Annotated in this window: 21 protein-coding genes and 1 other annotated feature; of the genes, 18 read left to right on the top strand and 3 right to left on the bottom strand. The window is 42.2% G+C overall.

Annotated features, from left to right (window positions below; translation table 11 throughout):
* The first annotated feature begins 148 nt into the window (after positions 1-148).
* From NST57_RS13140 to yajC, 7 genes are all read left to right on the top strand, one after another.
* Positions 149-649 carry an intercompartmental signaling factor BofC gene (locus tag NST57_RS13140; RefSeq protein WP_269430751.1) on the top strand — a complete coding sequence of 167 codons (501 nt, stop codon included), beginning with the start codon at positions 149-151 and terminating at the stop codon, positions 647-649.
* Positions 650-796: 147 nt separating this feature from the next.
* Complete coding sequence (gene ruvA / locus NST57_RS13135) at positions 797-1,402, top strand: Holliday junction branch migration protein RuvA (protein ID WP_142155598.1); 606 nt, start codon at positions 797-799, stop codon at positions 1,400-1,402.
* A gap of 11 nt (positions 1,403-1,413) precedes the next feature.
* Positions 1,414-2,418 carry a Holliday junction branch migration DNA helicase RuvB gene (ruvB, locus tag NST57_RS13130; protein WP_007501501.1) on the top strand — a complete coding sequence of 335 codons (1,005 nt, stop codon included), beginning with the start codon at positions 1,414-1,416 and terminating at the stop codon, positions 2,416-2,418.
* Positions 2,411-2,611, top strand: coding sequence for a DUF2905 domain-containing protein (locus tag NST57_RS13125; protein ID WP_008342752.1), 201 nt, complete (start codon positions 2,411-2,413; stop codon positions 2,609-2,611). The genes ruvB and NST57_RS13125 overlap by 8 nt, the downstream gene beginning before the upstream one ends.
* A gap of 34 nt (positions 2,612-2,645) precedes the next feature.
* The gene (gene queA, locus NST57_RS13120) at positions 2,646-3,674 is read left to right on the top strand and encodes a tRNA preQ1(34) S-adenosylmethionine ribosyltransferase-isomerase QueA (protein ID WP_142155597.1); all 1,029 of its coding nucleotides are present in this window, start codon (positions 2,646-2,648) and stop codon (positions 3,672-3,674) included.
* Between the two features lie 33 nt (positions 3,675-3,707).
* Positions 3,708-4,853: a tRNA guanosine(34) transglycosylase Tgt gene (gene tgt / locus NST57_RS13115; protein WP_007501495.1), complete on the top strand. Its 1,146-nt coding sequence runs from the start codon at positions 3,708-3,710 to the stop codon at positions 4,851-4,853.
* 47 nt (positions 4,854-4,900) lie between these two features.
* The gene (gene yajC / locus NST57_RS13110) at positions 4,901-5,167 is read left to right on the top strand and encodes a preprotein translocase subunit YajC (protein WP_142155596.1); all 267 of its coding nucleotides are present in this window, start codon (positions 4,901-4,903) and stop codon (positions 5,165-5,167) included.
* Positions 5,168-5,216: 49 nt separating this feature from the next.
* Here yajC and NST57_RS13105 read toward each other — a convergent pair whose 3' ends face one another.
* Positions 5,217-5,594 carry a TIGR04086 family membrane protein gene (locus NST57_RS13105; protein ID WP_142155595.1) on the bottom strand — a complete coding sequence of 126 codons (378 nt, stop codon included), beginning with the start codon at positions 5,592-5,594 and terminating at the stop codon, positions 5,217-5,219.
* A 165-nt stretch (positions 5,595-5,759) separates the two neighbouring features.
* On the opposite strand from NST57_RS13105, the gene NST57_RS13100 reads away from it, so the two are divergent.
* Positions 5,760-6,422 carry a DUF421 domain-containing protein gene (locus NST57_RS13100; RefSeq protein WP_019743031.1) on the top strand — a complete coding sequence of 221 codons (663 nt, stop codon included), beginning with the start codon at positions 5,760-5,762 and terminating at the stop codon, positions 6,420-6,422.
* Position 6,423: 1 nt separating this feature from the next.
* Here the strand turns inward: NST57_RS13100 and spoVB are convergent, their stop codons facing one another.
* Positions 6,424-7,974, bottom strand: a complete 1,551-nt coding sequence (spoVB, locus tag NST57_RS13095; protein WP_019743030.1) for a stage V sporulation protein B — start codon at positions 7,972-7,974, stop codon at positions 6,424-6,426.
* 116 nt (positions 7,975-8,090) lie between these two features.
* Here spoVB and NST57_RS13090 point away from each other — a divergent pair, with 116 nt between their 5' ends.
* The 8 genes from NST57_RS13090 to dtd all read left to right on the top strand — a co-directional run bounded on the left by NST57_RS13090 (position 8,091) and on the right by dtd (position 17,620).
* Positions 8,091-8,387 (top strand): post-transcriptional regulator, encoded by a 297-nt coding sequence (locus tag NST57_RS13090; RefSeq protein ID WP_003216788.1) that lies wholly within the window; start codon positions 8,091-8,093, stop codon positions 8,385-8,387.
* Between the two features lie 41 nt (positions 8,388-8,428).
* On the top strand, positions 8,429-10,657 hold the full coding sequence (gene secDF / locus NST57_RS13085) for a protein translocase subunit SecDF (RefSeq protein WP_341298662.1): 2,229 nt from the start codon (positions 8,429-8,431) through the stop codon (positions 10,655-10,657).
* Between the two features lie 252 nt (positions 10,658-10,909).
* Entirely contained in the window at positions 10,910-11,398 is a 489-nt protein-coding gene (locus tag NST57_RS13080; protein WP_008342734.1) for a cation:proton antiporter regulatory subunit, read from the top strand.
* A 99-nt stretch (positions 11,399-11,497) separates the two neighbouring features.
* On the top strand, positions 11,498-11,854 hold the full coding sequence (locus NST57_RS13075; protein ID WP_142155591.1) for a lipopolysaccharide assembly protein LapA domain-containing protein: 357 nt from the start codon (positions 11,498-11,500) through the stop codon (positions 11,852-11,854).
* Between the two features lie 81 nt (positions 11,855-11,935).
* Positions 11,936-14,269 carry a single-stranded-DNA-specific exonuclease RecJ gene (gene recJ, locus NST57_RS13070; protein ID WP_341298661.1) on the top strand — a complete coding sequence of 778 codons (2,334 nt, stop codon included), beginning with the start codon at positions 11,936-11,938 and terminating at the stop codon, positions 14,267-14,269.
* 23 nt (positions 14,270-14,292) lie between these two features.
* Entirely contained in the window at positions 14,293-14,805 is a 513-nt protein-coding gene (locus tag NST57_RS13065) for an adenine phosphoribosyltransferase (RefSeq protein WP_008342729.1), read from the top strand.
* Between the two features lie 142 nt (positions 14,806-14,947).
* Positions 14,948-17,158, top strand: coding sequence for a RelA/SpoT family protein (locus NST57_RS13060; RefSeq protein ID WP_142155589.1), 2,211 nt, complete (start codon positions 14,948-14,950; stop codon positions 17,156-17,158).
* 18 nt (positions 17,159-17,176) lie between these two features.
* Complete coding sequence (gene dtd / locus NST57_RS13055) at positions 17,177-17,620, top strand: D-aminoacyl-tRNA deacylase (protein WP_142155588.1); 444 nt, start codon at positions 17,177-17,179, stop codon at positions 17,618-17,620.
* Positions 17,621-17,713: 93 nt separating this feature from the next.
* Here dtd and NST57_RS13050 read toward each other — a convergent pair whose 3' ends face one another.
* The gene (locus NST57_RS13050) at positions 17,714-19,288 is read right to left on the bottom strand and encodes an SH3 domain-containing protein (RefSeq protein ID WP_341298660.1); all 1,575 of its coding nucleotides are present in this window, start codon (positions 19,286-19,288) and stop codon (positions 17,714-17,716) included.
* 137 nt (positions 19,289-19,425) lie between these two features.
* On the opposite strand from NST57_RS13050, the gene NST57_RS13045 reads away from it, so the two are divergent.
* Together NST57_RS13045 and hisS are read left to right on the top strand one after the other, a co-directional pair.
* Positions 19,426-19,596 carry a YrzK family protein gene (locus tag NST57_RS13045; protein ID WP_003216250.1) on the top strand — a complete coding sequence of 57 codons (171 nt, stop codon included), beginning with the start codon at positions 19,426-19,428 and terminating at the stop codon, positions 19,594-19,596.
* 58 nt (positions 19,597-19,654) lie between these two features.
* Positions 19,655-19,894, top strand: a binding site (T-box leader).
* A 73-nt stretch (positions 19,895-19,967) separates the two neighbouring features.
* Positions 19,968-21,242, top strand: a complete 1,275-nt coding sequence (gene hisS / locus NST57_RS13040; protein ID WP_142155586.1) for a histidine--tRNA ligase — start codon at positions 19,968-19,970, stop codon at positions 21,240-21,242.
* Positions 21,243-21,257 lie beyond the last annotated feature (15 nt).

The raw sequence follows: 21,257 nt of genomic DNA, 5'->3' as shown, positions 1-21,257 counted from the left end.
ACATAACATTTACGCACGAAGGATACAACGAAAGACTCTCATTATGTGTCAAGACATCGATTTGGTTAATGTTTAGCAAAATGGGTCAAACTACATATGTCATGCATCGATCTTATGTTCTAAAGAGGTGTAAATAGTGAAAGTGAAGATGAAATATTTCGTTACAGGACTTATCATGACAAGTGTACTCTTTTTCGCTGTTGATATGGAAGCAGCAGAACACTTGCAAAAAGAGTCAAAAACCATCAACGTTCAGCTTGAAAAGGTCTATCTAGACGGCGATGTAAGTATTGAAAGACAGCGGGCATCATTAGAAGACAAAGACACATTTTGGGCCCAGTATAAGGGCTGGACATTGGTAGAACAGCGAGAGGATTTTGCCCTTTTTAGAAAGCAAATTGACGATATATCGCCTTTGAGTAAAGCAAACGGATATATCGGATTATCAGAAGACGGCGTGATTTCTACGTTTCATGGAAGGCCTGACGGGTGGGCGGAGCCTATTCATCTCTTTTTTCAAATTGATACGTCCCGTTTGGAAAGTCATGTAGAGCAGCAGCTTGCACAAGGCATTCCATTTCGAACAAAAGATGAATTTGAGCATGTGCTTGAAGTCATGAAACCTTACCGAAATGAACAATCGTTTTAATCGTATGACAGCTTGCTGGTGTGAAGACTGCAAGCTCTTTTTCATGGGTTGACCATAAAAAAAGGCTGAGCGAACATATGTTAACTTTTATTGCGGTTTTCTCTTCGATTTATGTTACAATGGAGAACAGTCAAAGAGGTGAAAACGGTGATAGAGTTTGTAAAAGGGACCATTGATTATGTGTGCCCGCAATATGTTGTCATTGAAAACGGCGGAGTGGGATATCAAGTCTATACCCCAAATCCGTTTATCTATCGAGTAACAAAACAAGAAACGATTTATACGTATCATTACATAAAGGAAGACGCTTTTTCTTTATATGGATTCCAAACACGAGAAGAAAAAGCATTGTTCACAAAACTGTTAAATGTCACAGGGATTGGACCGAAGGGTGCGCTTGCAATCCTTGCTTCCGGTGATCCTGGTGCTGTCATTTCAGCGATCGAACGGGAGGATGAAGCTTTCCTCATTAAATTCCCGGGTGTTGGCAAAAAAACAGCACGGCAGATCATTCTAGATCTGAAAGGGAAGCTCGCAGATGTCGTGCCAGAAATGATAGGAAACTTATTTACTCACGAGGATCATATTCAGATTGAAACACAGCAAAGCGCTTTAGATGAAGCGGTTGAAGCCTTAAGTGTCCTTGGATATGGTGATCGTGAAATCAAAAAGGTTCTTCCTTTATTAAAAGAAGAGAAGAATCTTACAACCGATCAATATGTGAAAAAAGCTTTACAAAAAATGTTGAAATAGGGTGATGTCTCATGGATGAACGGCTCGTCTCAACTGAAGCAGACAACCATGAATCAGCCATTGAGCAAAGTCTGCGTCCACAGACGCTTAGTCAATATATTGGCCAGCAGAAAGTAAAGGATAATCTCAGCGTATTTATTGAAGCTGCCCGGATGAGGCAGGAAACACTGGATCACGTCCTTTTATATGGACCGCCGGGACTTGGGAAAACAACGCTTGCGTCGATCATTGCCAATGAAATGAATGTTCAGCTGCGTACAACGTCTGGACCAGCGATTGAACGCCCTGGCGACTTGGCGGCGATCTTAACATCTCTTGAACCTGGCGATGTTCTGTTTATTGATGAAATTCATCGCTTGCAGCGTTCAATAGAGGAAGTGCTTTATCCAGCGATGGAGGATTTTTGTCTGGATATCGTGATTGGAAAAGGAGATACAGCGCGCTCTGTGCGGCTTGATTTACCGCCATTTACGCTTGTAGGGGCAACAACCCGTGTTGGGCTTTTAACAGCTCCGCTTCGTGACAGGTTTGGGGTTCATGCAAGATTGGAATACTATGAGCAAAGAGATTTGGCTCACATTGTAGCAAGAACAGCCGAGCTGTTTGAGATTGGGATCGACATTCGTTCAGCTGAAGAGATTGCAAGAAGATCTAGAGGCACACCGAGGGTCGCCAATCGTCTGCTCAGAAGAGTAAGAGATTTTGCGCAGGTGCTTGGAAATCATGCGATCACACAAGACATTGCAGAAGATGCTCTTGAGCGTCTGCAAGTTGACAGACTCGGACTTGATCATATCGATCATAAACTGCTTTTAAGTATGATTGAAAAATTTAGAGGCGGTCCTGTTGGACTTGATACGATCTCAGCGACAATTGGAGAAGAATCACATACGATTGAAGATGTGTACGAACCGTATTTACTGCAAATTGGTTTTCTGCAAAGAACACCAAGAGGGCGGGTCGTCACAAGAGAAGCGTATGAACATTTTCATATGGAGGTTCCGATTCGTGACTGAATTCCCTAAAATGTTGATGATTTTAGGTGGTGTCCTTTTTGCCGCAGGTTTAGTGTTTCAATTGGTTGGGAAACTTCCAGGCGATATTTTCGTGAAAAAAGGGAACGTAACGTTCTTTTTTCCTGTGATTACATGCATTGTCATTAGCATCGTCCTAACCATTTTACTCAATGTCTTCGGACGGATGAAATAACGTTAACTAGTTAACTACAGAATAGGTGAAGGAAATGAAGTTAGAACTATTTGATTTTGATTTACCAGAAAGATTGATTGCACAAGTGCCGCTTGAAAAACGAGATGCATCAAGACTGATGGTCTTAAATAAACAAACAGGTGGCATCACACATGATACATTCTCGCAAATCACAGATTACTTTCAAAAGGGTGATTGTCTCGTTTTAAACAATACTCGTGTATTGCCTGCACGTCTGTTTGGAACGAAAGAGGATACGGGTGCTAAAGTGGAGCTGCTTCTTTTGAAACAAGAAGAAGGAGACAAATGGGAAACGCTCGTGAAACCAGCAAAACGTGTGAAAAACGGAACCGTCATTACATTTGGTGATGGACGATTAAAAGCGGTATGTACAGAAGAACTGGAACATGGCGGAAGAAAAGTTGAGTTTCAGTATACAGGCATTTTTTATGAAGTACTTGAATCCTTAGGTGAAATGCCGCTGCCTCCGTACATTAAAGAGCAGCTTGACGATCGTGAGCGTTATCAAACCGTCTATTCCAAAGAAGTTGGTTCCGCTGCTGCGCCTACTGCCGGTCTTCACTTTACAAATGAACTGCTGGATGCACTGAAAGCAAAAGGAGTGCATATTGCGTTTATTACGCTCCATGTTGGGCTTGGCACATTTCGACCGGTCAGTGCTGAACGTATTGAAGAACATGAAATGCACGCAGAGTTTTACGAAATGAATGAAGAAACGGCAGAAGAGCTTAATCGAGTACGCAAAGAAGGCGGGCGGATTATTTCAGTCGGAACAACTTCGACAAGAACGCTTGAAACCATTGCAAGTGCTTATGATGGGGAATTCAAAGCGTCAAGCGGCTGGACGTCGATTTTTATTTATCCAGGCTATACATTTAAGGCAATTGATGGCATGACCACGAATTTTCACCTGCCAAAATCGTCTTTAATTATGCTTGTCAGTGCATTAGCTGGACGAGAGCACGTCCTAAATGCGTACAATGAGGCTGTAAAAGAAGAATACCGATTCTTCAGTTTTGGCGATGCCATGCTGATTCTATAAAACATCATACAACAAAGACAGGAGGGCTCATTTTTGTCGCAATTACCGATACGTTATGAGTTCATTAAATCATGCAAACAAACAGGTGCACGTCTTGGACGCGTTCATACACCGCACGGCTCCTTTGAAACACCTGTATTTATGCCAGTTGGTACACTGGCTACAGTGAAAACAATGGCGCCTGAAGAGTTAAAAGCAATGGAAGCAGGCATCATTTTAAGCAATACGTATCATCTATGGCTGCGCCCGGGGCATGACATTGTCAAAGAAGCAGGCGGCCTGCACAAATTTATGAACTGGGATCGAGCGATTTTAACAGATTCAGGCGGTTTCCAAGTGTTTTCTTTGAGTGAATTTAGAAAAATTGAAGAAGAAGGCGTTCACTTCCGTAATCACTTAAATGGAGATAAGTTGTTCCTTTCTCCTGAAAAAGCGATGGAGATTCAAAATGCGCTCGGCTCAGATATTATGATGGCATTTGACGAATGCCCTCCATACCCAGCAGAGTACGATTATATGAAACGTTCTGTAGAGCGTACAAGCAGATGGGCAGAGCGCTGCTTAACAGCGCATCAGCGTCCAGAGGATCAAGGGCTGTTTGGCATTGTGCAAGGCGGAGAATACGAAGAGCTTCGTAAACAAAGTGCAAAAGATCTTGTTTCACTTGATTTCCCAGGCTATGCCATTGGAGGTTTATCTGTTGGTGAACCAAAAGATGTCATGAACCGTGTGCTGGAGTTTACAACGCCATATTTACCGGCAGACAAACCAAGGTACTTAATGGGTGTCGGCTCGCCAGATTCATTAATTGACGGTGCGATCCGCGGTGTCGATATGTTTGACTGTGTACTGCCGACGCGAATTGCAAGAAACGGTACGCTCATGACAAGCGAAGGACGCCTTGTTGTGAAAAATGCTAAATATGAGCGTGATTTCAGACCAATTGATGAAAACTGTGACTGCTACACATGTAAAAACTACACACGTGCTTATATTAGACATTTAATCCGTACAAATGAGACGTTCGGAATTCGATTAACAACTTATCATAATCTTCATTTTCTGTTAAAATTAATGGAGCAAGTGAGAGAAGCTATCCGTGAGGATCGTTTAGGTGATTTTAGAGAAGAGTTTTTTGAGCGTTATGGCTTTAACAAACCGAATGCGAAAAACTTTTAACGCATAAACGAAAAGCTTTACAATGCTTTAGAAAGGGGTGAGATAGAATGGATGGTGGTATGGGTTCAATCATTATGATTGTTGTCATGTTTGCTGTGCTTTACTTCTTGTTAATCCGTCCACAGCAAAAGCAACAAAAAGCTGTGCGTCAGATGCAGCAATCTTTATCAAAAGGCGATAAAATCGTCACAATCGGTGGTTTACACGGTGAAATCGACTACATTGATGAATCAAAAGTGATCATCAAAACAAGCGAAAACAACCGTTTAACTTTCGACCGACGTGCTATTAGAGAATTAGCTGACAAAGGCTAATCCTCCAATACATAGCGATAAAAAAAGAGCGATGGTATTCGCTCTTTTTTTATTTGCCTCGAAGATTAACGCCAATCATTCCCCCTAGCATACAAGTTCCCAAAAAGGCTGCATGATAGATGAATTGTTCTGGTGAAAAGGTTTCTCCAAACCCTAGATATTGAAATAAAAAGACAGTGAGTGAAAAGATAAAAGAGGTAATGGCACCAATGAGCCAGCCTCGTTCCTTTGCTTTCCCTCCAGAAATCATTCCTCCTAGAAAAAGTGCCGCAAAGGACAAGATCATAATCATCCATTTAAACGATGATTCCTGCATACTTGTGAAGGTAAGCATCAGTGATACAAGTAAGCTTGTCACAATCATCACGACAAATATAGCAATTAAGCCAGATAAAATGCCTTTTCCTATTTGTTTCGTTTCCTGCATGTGATTCGTCTCCTCTCCAATTGACCGAAGCTTGTCTTTTACTAAAATGTATTCACGGCGAAGAAAAAATAGACATGTTTCTCGTGATAAAAACCGAGGCTTTCTTTTCTACATAAATAAAGTGTTTTGACACAAGCTATGGTGGAGAAGGAGGGTTTACATCATATGCAGGACATCTTAATTATCTCCATGAGAACGATCATTTTATATTTTCTCATTTGGTTTATTTTTCGTTTAATGGGCAAAAGGGAGATTGGGGAACTGAGTATTTTAGATCTTGTTATTTTTATGATGATCGCTGAAATTGCGGTGCTCGCCATAGAAGAAGTAGAGGATCACATGTTACATACAGTATGGCCGATCCTGCTGTTAACCTTCATTCAAATCACCCTTGCCTATTTGTCATTAAAATTTCAAGGTGTCCGGCGTTTTCTCGACGGTAAGCCAGCCCTGCTCATCATCAACGGAAAAATAGATGAGGGTGCGATGAGAAAACAGCGATACAATTTTGATGATTTGCTGATTCAATTAAGAGAAAATAACATCGATAGTATCCAGGATGTCTCATATGCCATCTTAGAGCCTTCAGGGAAGCTCGCCGTTGTTGAAAAAGAAAACAAGCGCAAACATGCAGCGCTTGAGCTTCCACTTATTGCAGACGGTGTGGTTCAGCATGACCATCTCAAGCAGATCAACCATGATGAACAGTGGCTGATAAAGGAGCTTGCCAAAAGAGGCTATGATGACATCGAGCAAATCTCCTACTGCAGCTTTAATCAGAAGGATTTTTATATTGATTTGAAAGATGAAGTGATCAAGAAAGAATGAGCTAAAGCAGCTTCCCAATAAACGGGATGCGGCGTAGCTCTTCTCGTTTCACTAGCCCAAGACAGATTAATAGAATGACATACAGCACGCACGTCAAAAAGATCATCATGACAAGCTCCAAAGGGGCGGAAAAGAGTCCGCTCGCTTGATGTTTCATCCATAAGCTAACCGCCCCAGTACCGATGATCACAAGGACGCAAAGTCCATATTCTTTTAATGGTAAATGAATAGGCAGCACTTTACCGACAGTTGCCGCATGGAGCAATGTGACAAGGACGATGCCGATGAGTATCGCAAGCGCTGCGCCCATAATGCCAAAGCTTGGCTGTGAAGCAAGAACAAAGATCATGCCTGTTTTCACAACAGCTCCTATCAAGCTGTTGGTCATCGCTGCCCCAGCTAAATTTAATGCTTGAAGGACAGCCTGCAGCGGCCCTTGAAAGTAATAGAGCAAAAAGAAGGGGGCCATGAATTTTACATAGACAGCGGCATGAGATGAACCATACATGAAGAGGGTTAAATTTTCTGCATATACGAAAAGGATAATACATGAAATGCCTCCGCTTAATAAGCAAAGGCGCATCGCCTGCTTGAGCCGATATTCGACCGTTTTGCGTTTGTTCTGTTCCATTCCCTCACTAATCGCTGGGACCAATGCAGTGGAGAGAGAATACGTGATAAAGCTAGGAAGTGTCAAAAGGGTGAGCGCAAGTCCCGTCAATTCTCCGTACTGCCTTGTTGCTTCCACAGCTGCATAACCGGCAATCGCAAGGCTTTGCGCGACTACAATCGGTTCTAAAAACCAAGAGATATTGCCGATGAAACGGCTGCCTGTCGTTGGCAGGGCAATACTCATGAGCTGCTTAAACGTATCCTTGCCATCATGAATCGCCTTGAAAAAACGTTTTCGGATACGGATGGTCTTTTTATAACGAAAGGCAATCAGTAAGTAAGCAAGTGAAATCATTTCCCCGATGACAGATGAAATCATGGCGCCTGCTGCTGCGTATTCAATTCCATAAGGCAGGAACGCTGTTGTACATACTGCCACGAGTGAAATTCTTGCGACCTGTTCTAGTACTTGCGACATCGCAAGCGGGCTCATTTGCTGTCTTCCTTGGAAATAGCCCCTTAACACACTAGAGATCGCAATAACGGGTACGACTGGTGTAATGGCAAGCAGCGGATAGACCGTTCTAGGATCTGTCAGCATATTTTCCGCCATAATAGGGGCAAACCATAAAAAGAGCGGCGTGAAAATCAGGCTGAGTGTTCCTGTTATCGCAAGGGACATCACTAGAATACGTTTTGTTTTCTGTTTGTCACCACGGGCTTCTGCTTCTGCGACCAGCTTACTAATCGCAACAGGAAGTCCGAATTGTGTCAGCGTCACGGCGAGAAAAAAGGTGGGCGCTGCCATCATATAAAGCCCTACGCCTTCTTCACCAATGAACCTTGCAATCACAATTCGATTGACAAAACCCAATATTCTTGTGATAAAACCTGCTAAAATTAAAATAATCGTCCCTTTTAAAAACGTTTGCTTCGTCAAATCACAGATCACCTGCCTTCTCAAACGACATAGAATCATATACAATAAGATATGCGTGTATATCGTCCAAGCATGACAAGTCTCTCGATAAAAAACTGAAAAGGGGGAGCCTCACAATGACACAACATCCGGCTGCTATATACAAAGACCATCTAAAGCCTTTTCTGTTCAGTAAGCTTGAAGAATTCATCGTTTTGGGCTATAAAGATGTAGATTTAGAGGAATTATGGTCATACTTAGAGAATAAGAAGTGGAAGAAAAAACAAGAGTATCCGATTCATGAAATGGTTGCAGATATTTTATCTGTGAAAATTGGCGAATTTATGAACTATGCAACCGTTCAGTCGTTTAAAACGTCTGCTTTTTTGGACAGTGAAGATGGCAAGAATATGCTGGACGAACTGTTGAAATAAGCCATCTAAATGGATTCAGGTGTTTAAGGAGGAAATACATAATGAAAAAAGGGCGCATACTTGCGTTTTTCTTAGTGGTTCTGTTAATCGGAACTGGTGTGGGCTTATTAACGAAGCCCGTTGCGAAAGATATGACGCTAGGGCTGGACTTACAGGGTGGATTTGAGGTTCTGTATGATGTACACCCAGTGAAAAAAGATGACAAGATCACAAATGGTGTTCTCGTCAGTACAGTAGAGGCTTTAAACCGAAGAGCCAACGTGCTTGGCGTCAGTGAGCCGAACATTTCGATTGAAGGAAACAACCGTATCCGCGTACAGCTTGCGGGCGTAAAAGATCAAAACAGAGCACGGGAGATTCTATCGACGGAAGCACAGCTTTCCTTCAGAGATACGAATGACAAAGAACTCCTAAACGGATCTGACCTTGTTGAAAATGGTGCAAAACAAACATTCAATCAAACGAATGAGCCGATTGTGACGGTCAAACTAAAGGATGCGAAAAAGTTTGGTGACGTGACAAAAAAAGTAGCGGCAATGGCACCAAACAATCAGCTTGTTATTTGGCTTGATTATCATAAGGGAGATTCCTTCAAAAAAGAAGTCTCTAAATCAAACCACAAGTATGTGTCTGCGCCAAATGTGAATCAAGAAATTAACAGCAGTGACGTACAAATTGAAGGAAGCTTTACGGTTCAAGAGGCAAAAGACCTTGCGAGCATTTTAAATGCCGGCGCATTGCCAGTAAAATTAACCGAAAAATATTCAACATCTGTGAGTGCACAGTTTGGTGAGCAAGCACTAAACGAAACAGTCTTCGCAGGAATTGTAGGAATAGCATTTATCTTCTTATTCATGCTGTTTTATTACCGACTACCTGGTTTTGTTGCTGTTATTACACTGTCAGCTTACATCTTTATCACACTGCAAGTCTTTGACTGGATGGGCGCAGTCATGACACTGCCTGGAATCGCTGCATTGATTCTTGGAGTAGGGATGGCTGTCGATGCCAACATTATTACGTATGAGCGGATAAAAGAAGAGCTCAAGCTCGGTAAGTCTGTCCGTTCTGCTTTCAGGTCAGGAAACCGCAGATCATTTGCCACGATCTTTGATGCAAACTTAACAAGTATTATTGCCGGCGGGGTTCTATTCTTCTTTGGAACAAGCTCTGTCAAAGGGTTTGCAACTATGCTTATCCTATCGATTTTAACAAGCTTTATCACGGCTGTCTTCCTATCAAGATTCCTTCTTGGATTACTTGTAGAAAGCCGTTATTTCGACCGCAGAAAAGGTTGGTTTGGTGTTCGTCAGAAAGACATCATTGATATTCATGAAACAACTGAAAATACTGAACCGAAAACACCATTTGATAAATGGGATTTCGTCAGCAAACGTAAAGGCTTTATGATTTTCTCAGCAGCCATTACCATTGCTGGAATCATTGTGCTGTCGATCTTCAAGCTCAATGCAGGTATTGACTTTGCAAGTGGTACTAGAGTTGATATTCAAAGTGACCATAAACTGTCAACAGAACAGGTGGAGCAAGATTTTAAAAAGCTAGACCTTGAGACAGACAGTGTGGTGTTATCGGGGCAAAAAGAAAATCAAGCAGCAGCTCGATTTGTCGGTGTTCCGAATAAAGAAAAAATTGCTGAAGTGAAAGATTACTTCAAAGATAAATACGGAACGGAGCCTAACGTAAGTACAGTGTCTCCGACGGTCGGAAAAGAGCTGGCACGTAACGCATTATACGCTATCATCATTGCTTCGATCGGGATTATCTTATATGTATCTATCCGATTTGAGTATAAAATGGCGATTGCAGCGATTGTCTCTCTGCTATACGACGCATTCTTTATCGTTGCCTTCTTTAGCATTACGCGATTAGAGGTGGATGTCACCTTCATTGCAGCGATACTCACGGTGATTGGGTACTCGATCAATGACACGATTGTCACCTTCGACAGGGTGCGTGAGCAAATGAAGAAACGCAAACCGAAAACGATCGAAGATTTATCGTACATTGTGAATTTAAGTTTACAGCAAACCTTTACGCGTTCTGTGAACACTGTGCTCACCGTACTTGTAGTGGTGATTGCACTTCTCATTTTCGGTTCAGCATCTATTACAAATTTCTCCATCGCCTTACTTGTCGGCCTATTAACAGGGGTGTATTCATCCCTTTACATTGCGGCACAAATTTGGCTAATTTGGAAAGGCCGTGAGCTGAAAAAGCCGGCTAAAATAGACACGGAACAAGATATTTAACGGAAAGAAGACAAAGGGCTAACATAAACATTATGTTAGCCCTTTGTCGACAATCTAAAGACTGCCCACTTTGGCAGTCTTTTTTTCATACATCATACTTGTCATCGTCACAACAATAAGATGATATGTAAAAACATTTCAGGTTTCATTGATCTTGAAATGGTCTTTTGCTATAATGACATACGTTTAGATCAGTATAGAAAGCAAGTGTCCGTTTGGGGCATTTGGCTTTTATCTATTGGAGGGGCTGTTATGAAGGTTCGGGAAACTGAACTGCCAGGTATCGGTCACAAAGCCGAAATGATCACAAGAAATAATGAGAAACTTGCCATTATCACACATGATGACGGCAGAAGAGAGATGTATCATTTTCAAGAAGATGATCACGAAGAATGTATTTCTGGTATCTTGCTTAGCGATGAAGAAGCAAGACAAATCTCGGCTATTTTAGGCGGCATGGTCTATAAACCAAAAGCGCTTGAGACAGTGGAGGTGGCCATTGATGAACTCATCATTGAATGGTTTAAGATTGAAAAGAACGCACCGGCTGTTAACCAGACGATTGGAGACCTGAGTGTTCGCCAAAACTATCAAGTGACAGTCATCGCCATTGTGAGAAAATCACATGAGAAAATTTTAAACCCAGGACCAGATACGGTGATTGAAGAAGGAGACACCCTTGTCATCTCTGGAGAAAGAAAAGAGTTAAAGAGCCTCATTAAAGAAAAACTCAGCAGCTAAGCGCCCATGCTGATAGAAAACCTTCCGCTATTTTTTTTCTGTGTTTAAAAAGGGCAAGAAAGAGGGAAGAATAAAAGAAAAAGCTTGGGGGATTTGTAGATGAATAAACAACAATGGACCATCATACTCGCATTTATTTTCGTATTAATTGTCTCAGTATTTGCTGTCATTAACGTGCGGCCTGTACAGGTAGACTACTTATTTGGAACGGCTGAATGGCCGCTGATCCTTGTCATTATCGGTTCTGTTCTTATGGGCGGACTCATTGTGGCTTTTGCAGGGATTTTCCAAATTGTGAAACTAAAACGTGAATTAAAAGCATTAAAAGCTGAACATGCAGCCGCTAAAAGAAGCCCTGCTTCTTCCCATAAAAAGGTGGACAAAGACGTTCAAAAGAAAACAAATGTCACGCCTTTAAAAGAACAGCCAGCGTCTTTTGACCGGAAGGAAAAATAAACTTCCAGTATCATTTCATAAAATAAAAATTGAAACCCCTCAGTCCACTCTAGTATAATAGTGTGGTTGAGGGGTGAATTTATGTTATTATCCAAAATGCGCTGGGAATATGAACATCCTAGCGAAGAAAAAGTGAAATCACTCTCTGAAAATCTGAATATTTCAGCGCTGACTGCATCACTTCTTGTACAAAGAGGGCTCGAAGAAGTAGAAGAAGCGAGGTCTTTTTTATTTGATCAAAAAGCCGAATTTCATGATCCATTCTTATTAAAAGGAATGAAAGAAGCAGTAGAGCGCATCAACAAAGCGATCGAAGAGCAGGAATCGATTGTGATCTTCGGAGATTATGATGCAGATGGTGTGACAAGTACGTCTGTACTTTTACATACACTAAAAGAACGGTCTGCGAAGGTAGACTTTTATATTCCAGATCGGTTTAAAGAAGGTTATGGGCCAAACGAACAGGCTTTCCGATATATCAAAGAGCAGGGAGCATCGCTTGTTATCACTGTGGATACAGGGATCGCTGCTGTGAATGAAGCACGTATTGCAAAAGAAATAGGATTAGACCTGATTATCACAGATCACCATGAACCAAGCGAGGAACTGCCTGAGGCACTTGCGATTGTACATCCTAAGCAGCCTGGATGTGAGTATCCGTTTAAAGAGCTGGCGGGTGTCGGTGTTGCGTTTAAAGTGGCACATGCCCTCCTCGGTAAACTCCCAGTAGAATTACTAGATCTTGCTGCAATCGGTACAATTGCGGATCTTGTCCCGCTGCATGATGAAAATAGATGGCTTGCAAAAAAAGGCCTGATGCAGCTTCGTCAATCTAGACGGCCTGGGTTAAAAGCGTTATTAAAAGAAGCAGGCGCCACTCTTGAAGAAGCAAATGAGGAAACGGTCGGCTTTCAAATTGCGCCAAGGCTGAATGCTGTTGGACGAATTGAGCAGGCAGATCCGGCTGTTCATCTTCTCATGACTGAGGAGATGGATGAAGCGGAAGAACTCGCTCGTTTTGTACAAGAATTGAACAAAGAACGGCAGAAAATTGTGAGTGCGATCACAGAAGAAGCCATTCAAATGGTCGAAGAGACAGGCGCTGACCAGTCTGCTATCGTCGTAGCAAAAGCTGGCTGGAACCCAGGCGTTGTCGGCATTGTTGCCTCAAAATTGACGGATACATTTTCTCGTCCGGCGATTGTGCTTGGAATAGACGAAGAAACGCAGATGGCGAAAGGGTCAGCTCGAAGTATTCCTGGTTTTGATTTATTTTTCCATTTGAGCAAGTGCCGTGACATCCTGCCGCATTTCGGTGGACACCCGATGGCAGCAGGAATGACACTTCAAGCGGATGATGTTCCTTTACTTAGGGAAAGATTGAATCAATATGCAAATGAAACGTTGACAGAAGAAGATTTTATTCCAATTCAACGGGTCGATGCAGTATGTAAAGTGGTCGAAATGACGGTGCAAGCCATTGAAGAAGTGGGGCTGCTGTCCCCATTTGGCATGCAGAACCCTAAGCCGTTTATTATGATTGAAGACGCCAAGCTTGAGGACATCCGAACGATTGGGGCCAATCAAAATCACATTAAAATGTCACTAAAAGACGAAGACAAGCTGCTTGACTGTGTCGGTTTTCACCAAGGCAAGCTAAAAGAAGAACTTGTCCCAGGGAGTCGAATTTCTGTCGTTGGCGAGGTCTCGATTAATGAATGGAATAACCGAAAAAAACCTCAGCTCATGCTAAAAGACGCTAGAGTCGATGAATGGCAGCTGTTTGATTTACGCGGGAAAAAAGATTGGGAAACGAAAGTATCAACACTTGATCCAGCAAAAACGATGGTCTTCTGTTTTGACGAAGAAACAAAAAGGCAATCGAAGCTAGTGGATATTCCGATTCATCTTGTTGATGCAGAAAATGTATCCACGTTTGATGTGAAGGAAAATTATGTGATCTTTGCCGATGTTCCTGCCGATGAACACTTGCTCAAGCTGCTTTTAGAAAATCAACAACCAGCAAGAATTTATACGGTGTTTCAGCGGAAAGAAGATCACTTTATGTCCTCATTCCCGAGCCGTGATCAATTCAAATGGTTTTATGGGTTCTTGTTTAAACGAGGAAGTTTTCCTATTAAAGAACAAGGCATGGAGCTTGCCAAACATAGAGGTTGGACAAAAGATACAATCATTTTTATGACAAAGGTGTTTTTTGAACTCGGTTTTGTTAAAATAGAGAATGGTGTGCTGTCAATAGTGCATGATGCCCCTAAAAAAGATTTAACCGCATCATCGTCTTATACAGCAAAACAACGATTGATGGAACTCGATCAAACACTAACATATTCCTCAGCCAAAGAGCTGAAGGAATGGCTGAATAGCATGATGAGCGAAGTCTCACCTGTGCTTTGACGTACGAGGAGGAAAAGGAAAAGATGGATTTAAAACAATATGTGACAGTTGTACCTGACTACCCAAAGGAAGGTGTACAATTTAAAGATATTACAACGTTAATGGATAAAGGCGAAGTGTACCGTTATGCAACGGATCAAATCGTTGAATACGCGAAGGAAAGAGACATTGATCTTATTGTTGGACCTGAAGCGCGCGGATTCATTATTGGCTGCCCTGTAGCATACGCACTTGGTGTAGGTTTTGCCCCAGTTCGTAAAGAAGGAAAGCTTCCTCGTGAAGTCATCAAAGTCGATTACGGTTTGGAATACGGTAAAGATGTATTAACGATTCATAAAGATGCAATTCGTCCTGGTCAGCGTGTACTGATCACAGATGATTTGCTTGCGACAGGTGGAACGATTGAAGCGTCCATCAAGCTGGTTGAGGAATTAGGCGGCGTTGTGGCAGGGATTGCATTTTTAATTGAGCTGACGTATCTTGATGGCAGAAAGAAGCTTGACGGTTACGACATCTTGACGTTAATGCAATACTAATGGAGTTTTACGAAAAAAGCACTCAGTAAGAAGGGTGCTTTTTTCCTATCAAAAATCTTTTAGCGGACTTCTTCTCTTTACATCTATCAAATTTTTCTTGATAATAAACTACAATACAGTTTTCATTTAAAAAGGTGATTCCATGGCGAACGAACAAGTTTTAACGGCGCAGCAGGTCATTGATAAGGCAAGAGAATACCTGTCCGCTGAACATATTCAATTTATAGAGCGTGCATACGAATATGCTGAAAATGCTCACAAGGAGCAATACCGGAAATCCGGTGAGCCCTATATTATCCATCCGATTCAAGTGGCGGGAATTCTTGTTGATCTTGAAATGGACCCTTCGACCATTGCTGGCGGCTTCCTGCATGATGTTGTCGAAGACACGGATGTGACATTAGAAGATTTAAAAGAGCATTTTAATGAAGAAGTGGCCATGCTTGTTGATGGTGTGACAAAGCTCGGAAAGATTAAATATAAATCACAAGAAGAACAACAAGCTGAAAACCATCGTAAAATGTTTGTTGCAATGGCACAGGATATTCGCGTCATCTTAATTAAGCTGGCAGACCGTCTTCACAATATGAGAACACTCAAACATCTTCCGCAGGAAAAGCAGCGAAGAATTTCAAACGAAACCCTTGAGATCTTTGCACCGCTTGCGCACAGATTAGGGATTTCAAAGATTAAGTGGGAGCTTGAAGATACAGCTCTTCGCTATTTAAATCCGCAGCAATACTACCGGATTGTGAATCTCATGAAGCGTAAACGAGCGGAACGTGAAGAATACTTGGACGAGGTTGTCAATGAAGTGAAAGACCGTGTGTCTGAGGTGAACATTAAGGCTGAATTCTCCGGCAGACCGAAACATATTTATAGTATTTATCGCAAAATGGTCTTGCAAAATAAGCAGTTTAATGAAATATATGATTTGCTGGCTGTACGTATTTTGGTTGACAGCATTAAAGACTGCTATGCGGTACTTGGTATTATTCATACATGCTGGAAGCCGATGCCAGGCAGATTTAAGGATTATATTGCCATGCCAAAGCCGAACATGTATCAGTCTCTTCATACAACAGTGATTGGTCCAAAAGGAGACCCGCTTGAAGTTCAGATTCGTACAGTGGAAATGCACGAAATTGCGGAATATGGAATTGCGGCACACTGGGCGTATAAAGAAGGCAAAGAATCAGCAGAATCGACAGAAGAAGCCGTTTTCCAGAAGAAACTGTCTTGGTTTAGAGAAATCCTTGAATTCCAAAATGAATCCACAGATGCGGAAGAATTTATGGAATCGTTAAAAATTGATCTTTTCTCTGATATGGTGTTTGTATTTACACCAAAAGGAGACGTCATCGAGCTGCCGTCTGGTTCCGTTCCAATTGATTTTTCATACCGAATTCATTCGGAAATTGGAAATAAAACAATCGGTGCCAAGGTCAACGGTAAAATGGTCACACTTGATCATAAACTAAAAACAGGTGACATTATTGAAATTCTGACATCTAAGCATAGCTATGGACCAAGCCAGGATTGGGTCAAACTTGCCCAAACCTCCCAAGCGAAGCACAAGATCAGACAGTTTTTCAAGAAACAGCGCCGTGAAGAAAATGTCGAAAAAGGCCGAGAACTTGTGGAGAAAGAAATCAAAAACCTTGAGTTCGATGTCAAAGACATTTTGACCGCTGAAAATCTGCAAAAAGTGGCCGATAAGTTTAATTTCTCAAATGAAGAGGACATGTATGCAGCCGTTGGTTATAACGGAATTACGGCACTCCAAGTGGCGAATCGTTTAACGGAAAAAGAAAGAAAACAAAGAGATCAGGAAGAACAAGAGAAAACCGTTCAAGAAGTGTCTGTAGAGTCAAAACCATATCACGGGAAAAAACGGGAAGCTGGCGTGCGAGTGAAAGGCATTGATAACTTGCTTGTCCGTTTATCTAAGTGCTGTAATCCTGTTCCTGGTGATAGCATTGTTGGTTTTATTACAAAAGGCCGCGGCGTATCTGTTCACCGTGATGACTGTCCGAACGTGAAGACAGGAGAAGCGCAGGAACGGTTAATCCCGGTTGAGTGGGAGCATGAACAGCCTGCTCGAAACCGTAAAGAATACAATGTGGAAATTGAGATATTAGGATACGATCGACGCGGCTTACTCAATGAAGTGCTTCAAGCGGTGAATGAAACGAAAACAAACATCTCCTCTGTTTCTGGGAAGTCGGATCGTAACAAAGTAGCGACGATTCATATGGCTATTTTTATCCAAAATATTAATCATTTGCATAAAGTAGTGGAACGTATCAAACAAATCAAAGACATTTACTCAGTTCGCCGATTTATGAATTAGAAAGGAAGTATATCGTCTATGAGGCTTGTTGTTCAGCGTGTGACGAGTGCATCTGTGAAAGTAGAAGAAGAGATCACAGGTGCCATCAATGAAGGCTATATGGTACTCGTTGGGGTTACACATGAAGACACAGAAGAAGATGTGCATTACTTAGCTGAAAAGCTCGCACACTTGCGTATTTTTGAAGATGAGAACGGGAAATTGAATCATTCTTTGTTAGATGTAAAAGGAAGTGTACTGTCTGTGTCTCAATTTACCCTTTATGGTGATACGAGAAAAGGCAGACGGCCGAACTTTATGAAAGCTGCCAAACCGGATGTGGCGAATTCACTTTACGAATGCTTCAATGAAACGCTTAGAGAAAAAGGCATCCATGTCGAAACTGGACGTTTTGGGGCGATGATGGACGTCTCATTGACCAATTCGGGGCCAGTCACCATGTTGATGGACAGCAAAGAATAGAAAGGCATTAGACTGTAGATAAACTCTTGCTGAGAGTTTGTTTAGAGTCTTTTTCTTTTGGCATCAAAAAAGAGGCGCAGCGGCCTCTTTTTTCTATCGGAAATATTGTTTTAATCCTTCTGCCATTCCTTCTGTCACTCGTTCTTGGTAAGAGGCGCTATAAATGATCGCTTCTTCTTGAGGATTGCTTAAATAGCCGAGTTCATATAAAAGGGAAGGGCGCTTGTTTTCTCTTAAAACAAAATAATCTCCAAATTTGACTCCTTTATCAGGGATCTGTGATCGTTTTGCGACTTCAGTATGAACGCTTGTCGCCAGACGTTGATCTTTGGATGCCTGATAATAATATGCGGTGCTTCCTCTGATACTTGGGTCCATAAAACTATCATAATGTAGACTAATAAATGCATCTGCATTTCGGTAATGTGAAGTGGCAACCCTCGATTGAAGGCTGATGAATGTATCATCACTTCTGGTTAAATAGACATTTGCCCCAGAAGCTCTTAACTTACCTGCCAGCAAATGAGCGGTTTTGATCGTGATATTCTTTTCAAATGCACCATCTGCGCCAATTGTGCCGCTGTCTTTTCCACCATGGCCAGGATCAAGGACAATCGTTTTACCTTTTAAAGATCCAGTGCCAGACGATGAGTCCTGCTGAGGTCTTGGTGCTTCGCTGCTATTTTTCTTTGTTTGAACGACCCAGCTCGCCACGTAGCCTGTTCCGCCGTTTGATAATGTCACCTCGTACCAGTCACCTTGCGTACGAACAATTTGATAAGCAGCTCCTTTTGTTGCTCTTTCTGCAATTCCAGCAGAGGTAGAAGCGCTTTTTCTAATATTCGTTCCATCATAAACGATGTACGCTTTCTGATGAGATGACGATGAATTCTTTTCAGGTGCTGAACTTGCTCCTTGGCTTGAGACAATATAATAACTTGCAACCCAGCCTTTAACGCCTTTTGCTTCGATTTCATACCAGCCATTTTGCTCCCGTAAAATGGTGACTTGAGTGTTGCGTGAAAGTGAAGCGGCTACTTGTGCATTTGGTGCCGCCGATTTTCGAACATTCAAGCTTGATACGCCAACTGTGCCGGACTGTTTAGAACGAGCGGGCTCGGCTGAACTGGATGAAGAAGCGTTTTGTCCGCCGGAAATATAATCAGAGTGGACCCAGCCTTCCGCTTGTTTGTACGATATTTTTGTCCATTCGCCGCTTGTGTCCAGCTTTTTAGCGGAAGCGCCCTGCGGGAAAGTGCCAATGACTTGATAGGAAGTCCCTGGGCCTGTCCGAATGCGAAGTTCAGAGGCTGTTGACGTAATCAAACTGCTTCCTTGCGTACTTTGACCTTGCGTCTTTTGCTTAACAGGCTTTTGTGCATCAGATGACTTGGTAATCAGCCATGAGACGACCCAGCCTTTTTGTCCGTTCGATAGCCCGATCTGCACCCATTCTCCTTGTTCAGTGAGAATCGGATAGCTTTCTCCTCGTTTCACAACAGCTGCGATCCCGTAGCTTAAACCAGGTCCGGTTCGCACATTGATTTCATCTGTTGCAACGACAGCTTGATCTGTTTGAGCCGTCGCATGTGTCATTGGCCAAGTGCTGGCAATGAGGACAAAACAGGTGAGCAGCAACATCATGTGATGGTGTGTTTTCAGATTCAAAACGGTGTTTTCCCCTCCCTTATAAAACCGATGAATGTTAATTCGTTATGTAATGGATGAATTCCTTGCAGTTTCCCTAATAAAAATGAATCAATCTGTTTATACTAGATAAAAATGTGATAAAAGGATGTACAAACATGAGATTAAGCAGAAAATTAGGACGAGTGCAATATAATGGACATCGTGATATCGATCGCTGGCAGCACGACGAAATGGATCAACCAGGCTTCCTTGAAGAAACGGCATCTGAATACGGATGCACGTCAAAAGAAGAGCTGGAAAAGAAAAAGAGACACGGCAAGGGTTGACAGAGTGGCAGCACCGACCTTATTATAATATAAATCAACACACTTGAAAATTTAAAATGTGGAACTGATGATAGAGAATAGTAGGGTAAATTGCGTGAGCAGAGAGGAATCGCCTTAGGCTGAAAGCGAATCCGCATGGCATTTATCACGAAAGAACACTCTGTAGGTTTCCTGCTGAACACTCAAAAAATGAGTCATTAGGCGGAGAACGTGAATCTGCGTTAAGGATTTGAGCGGGAACATGGCTAGATCATGTTCCAACTAGGGTGGCACCACGGGTATAACTCTCGTCCCTACTATACACATAGTAGAGGCGGGGGTTTTTTATATGTCCACATAAAAAATGAATGATGGTCGTAGGAGGACGAAAAATGAGTTTTAATATTCCAAGAGGCACACAGGATATTTTACCGGGAGAATCAGAACGCTGGCAGTATGTTGAACAAATTGCGAGAGATACATGTGCAGCCTTTCAATACAAAGAGATCCGCACACCGATTTTTGAGCATACGGAGCTGTTTGCACGAGGAGTAGGCGAGTCAACAGATATCGTTCAAAAAGAGATGTACACATTTGAAGACAAAAAAGGACGTAGCATCACACTTCGCCCAGAAGGAACAGCTTCAACTGTCCGTTCTTATGTTGAAAATAAACTGTTTGCACAGCCTGCACAGCCTACAAAGCTGTACTACATTGGACCAATGTTCCGCTATGAGCGTCCGCAAACGGGAAGATATCGTCAATTTTATCAATTCGGAATTGAAGCGATCGGTTCAAAAGATCCTGCCATTGATGCAGAGGTCATTTCATTAGCGATGAGTGTGTACGAGAAAGCAGGTCTTTCCAACTTAAAACTCGTCATTAACAGCCTTGGTGACAAAGAAAGCCGTGCTGATTACCGCCAAGCACTTGTCGAGCATTTTGAACCAAGAATTGATGAATTCTGTCACGACTGCCAAATTCGTTTACATCAAAATCCATTACGTATTCTTGATTGCAAAAAGGACCGCGACCACGAACTGATGGCAACGGCACCATCCATTCAAGATTACTTAAATGAAGAATCACGGACTTATTTTGAAAAAGTAAAACAATACTTAACCGATCTAGGTATTGAATATGTTGTCGATCCGAACTTAGTGCGCGGTCTTGATTATTATAATCACACTGCCTTTGAGATCATGAGTAATGCAGAAGGCTTTGGCGCGATCACAACATTAGCCGGCGGCGGCCGTTATGATGGACTCGTTGAAGGAATTGGCGGTCCTGAATCACCAGGTATCGGCTTTGCGATGAGTATTGAACGTTTCCTATCAGCGATTGATGCAGAAAATATTGAGCTTCCTGTTCAAGACGGCATTGATTTATATATTGCGGCATTAGGAGATCAAGCAAAAGATTATGCTGTTGGCTTATTGAATCGCCTAAGAAAAGAAGGTATTTCAAGTGAAATGGACTATACAGGGAAAAAGCTAAAAGCACAATTTAAAGCGGCAGACCGTTTGAAAGCCAAGTTTATTGCAGTTCTTGGTGAAGATGAGCTCGCGCAGCAAATTGTAAATGTAAAAGATACGACAACAGGTGAACAAATTGAAGTGAAGCTTGATGAGCTGATTCAAATGATGAAAGCCCACCAGAAAGCGTAAAGAAGGAGTGGAATG

Origin of the sequence: Bacillus sp. FSL M8-0077 (assembly GCF_038050255.1) — a bacterium.
In the GTDB taxonomy this organism is placed as follows: Bacteria; Bacillota; Bacilli; order Bacillales; family Bacillaceae; genus Bacillus; species Bacillus altitudinis.
Note: the sequence above shows the minus strand (reverse complement) of the source record. Positions and strands in the feature narration are given on the sequence as shown.

Coding starts and splice junctions, on each gene's coding strand:
- NST57_RS13140 (WP_269430751.1), top strand. CDS start 149: ATGAAATATTTCGTTACAGGACTTATCATGACAAGTGTACTCTTTTTC.
- ruvB (WP_007501501.1), top strand. CDS start 1,414: ATGGATGAACGGCTCGTCTCAACTGAAGCAGACAACCATGAATCAGCC.
- queA (WP_142155597.1), top strand. CDS start 2,646: ATGAAGTTAGAACTATTTGATTTTGATTTACCAGAAAGATTGATTGCA.
- yajC (WP_142155596.1), top strand. CDS start 4,901: ATGGATGGTGGTATGGGTTCAATCATTATGATTGTTGTCATGTTTGCT.
- NST57_RS13105 (WP_142155595.1), bottom strand. CDS start 5,594: ATGCAGGAAACGAAACAAATAGGAAAAGGCATTTTATCTGGCTTAATT.
- NST57_RS13100 (WP_019743031.1), top strand. CDS start 5,760: ATGCAGGACATCTTAATTATCTCCATGAGAACGATCATTTTATATTTT.
- NST57_RS13090 (WP_003216788.1), top strand. CDS start 8,091: ATGACACAACATCCGGCTGCTATATACAAAGACCATCTAAAGCCTTTT.
- secDF (WP_341298662.1), top strand. CDS start 8,429: ATGAAAAAAGGGCGCATACTTGCGTTTTTCTTAGTGGTTCTGTTAATC.
- NST57_RS13080 (WP_008342734.1), top strand. CDS start 10,910: ATGAAGGTTCGGGAAACTGAACTGCCAGGTATCGGTCACAAAGCCGAA.
- NST57_RS13075 (WP_142155591.1), top strand. CDS start 11,498: ATGAATAAACAACAATGGACCATCATACTCGCATTTATTTTCGTATTA.
- recJ (WP_341298661.1), top strand. CDS start 11,936: ATGTTATTATCCAAAATGCGCTGGGAATATGAACATCCTAGCGAAGAA.
- NST57_RS13065 (WP_008342729.1), top strand. CDS start 14,293: ATGGATTTAAAACAATATGTGACAGTTGTACCTGACTACCCAAAGGAA.
- NST57_RS13060 (WP_142155589.1), top strand. CDS start 14,948: ATGGCGAACGAACAAGTTTTAACGGCGCAGCAGGTCATTGATAAGGCA.
- dtd (WP_142155588.1), top strand. CDS start 17,177: ATGAGGCTTGTTGTTCAGCGTGTGACGAGTGCATCTGTGAAAGTAGAA.
- NST57_RS13045 (WP_003216250.1), top strand. CDS start 19,426: ATGAGATTAAGCAGAAAATTAGGACGAGTGCAATATAATGGACATCGT.
- hisS (WP_142155586.1), top strand. CDS start 19,968: ATGAGTTTTAATATTCCAAGAGGCACACAGGATATTTTACCGGGAGAA.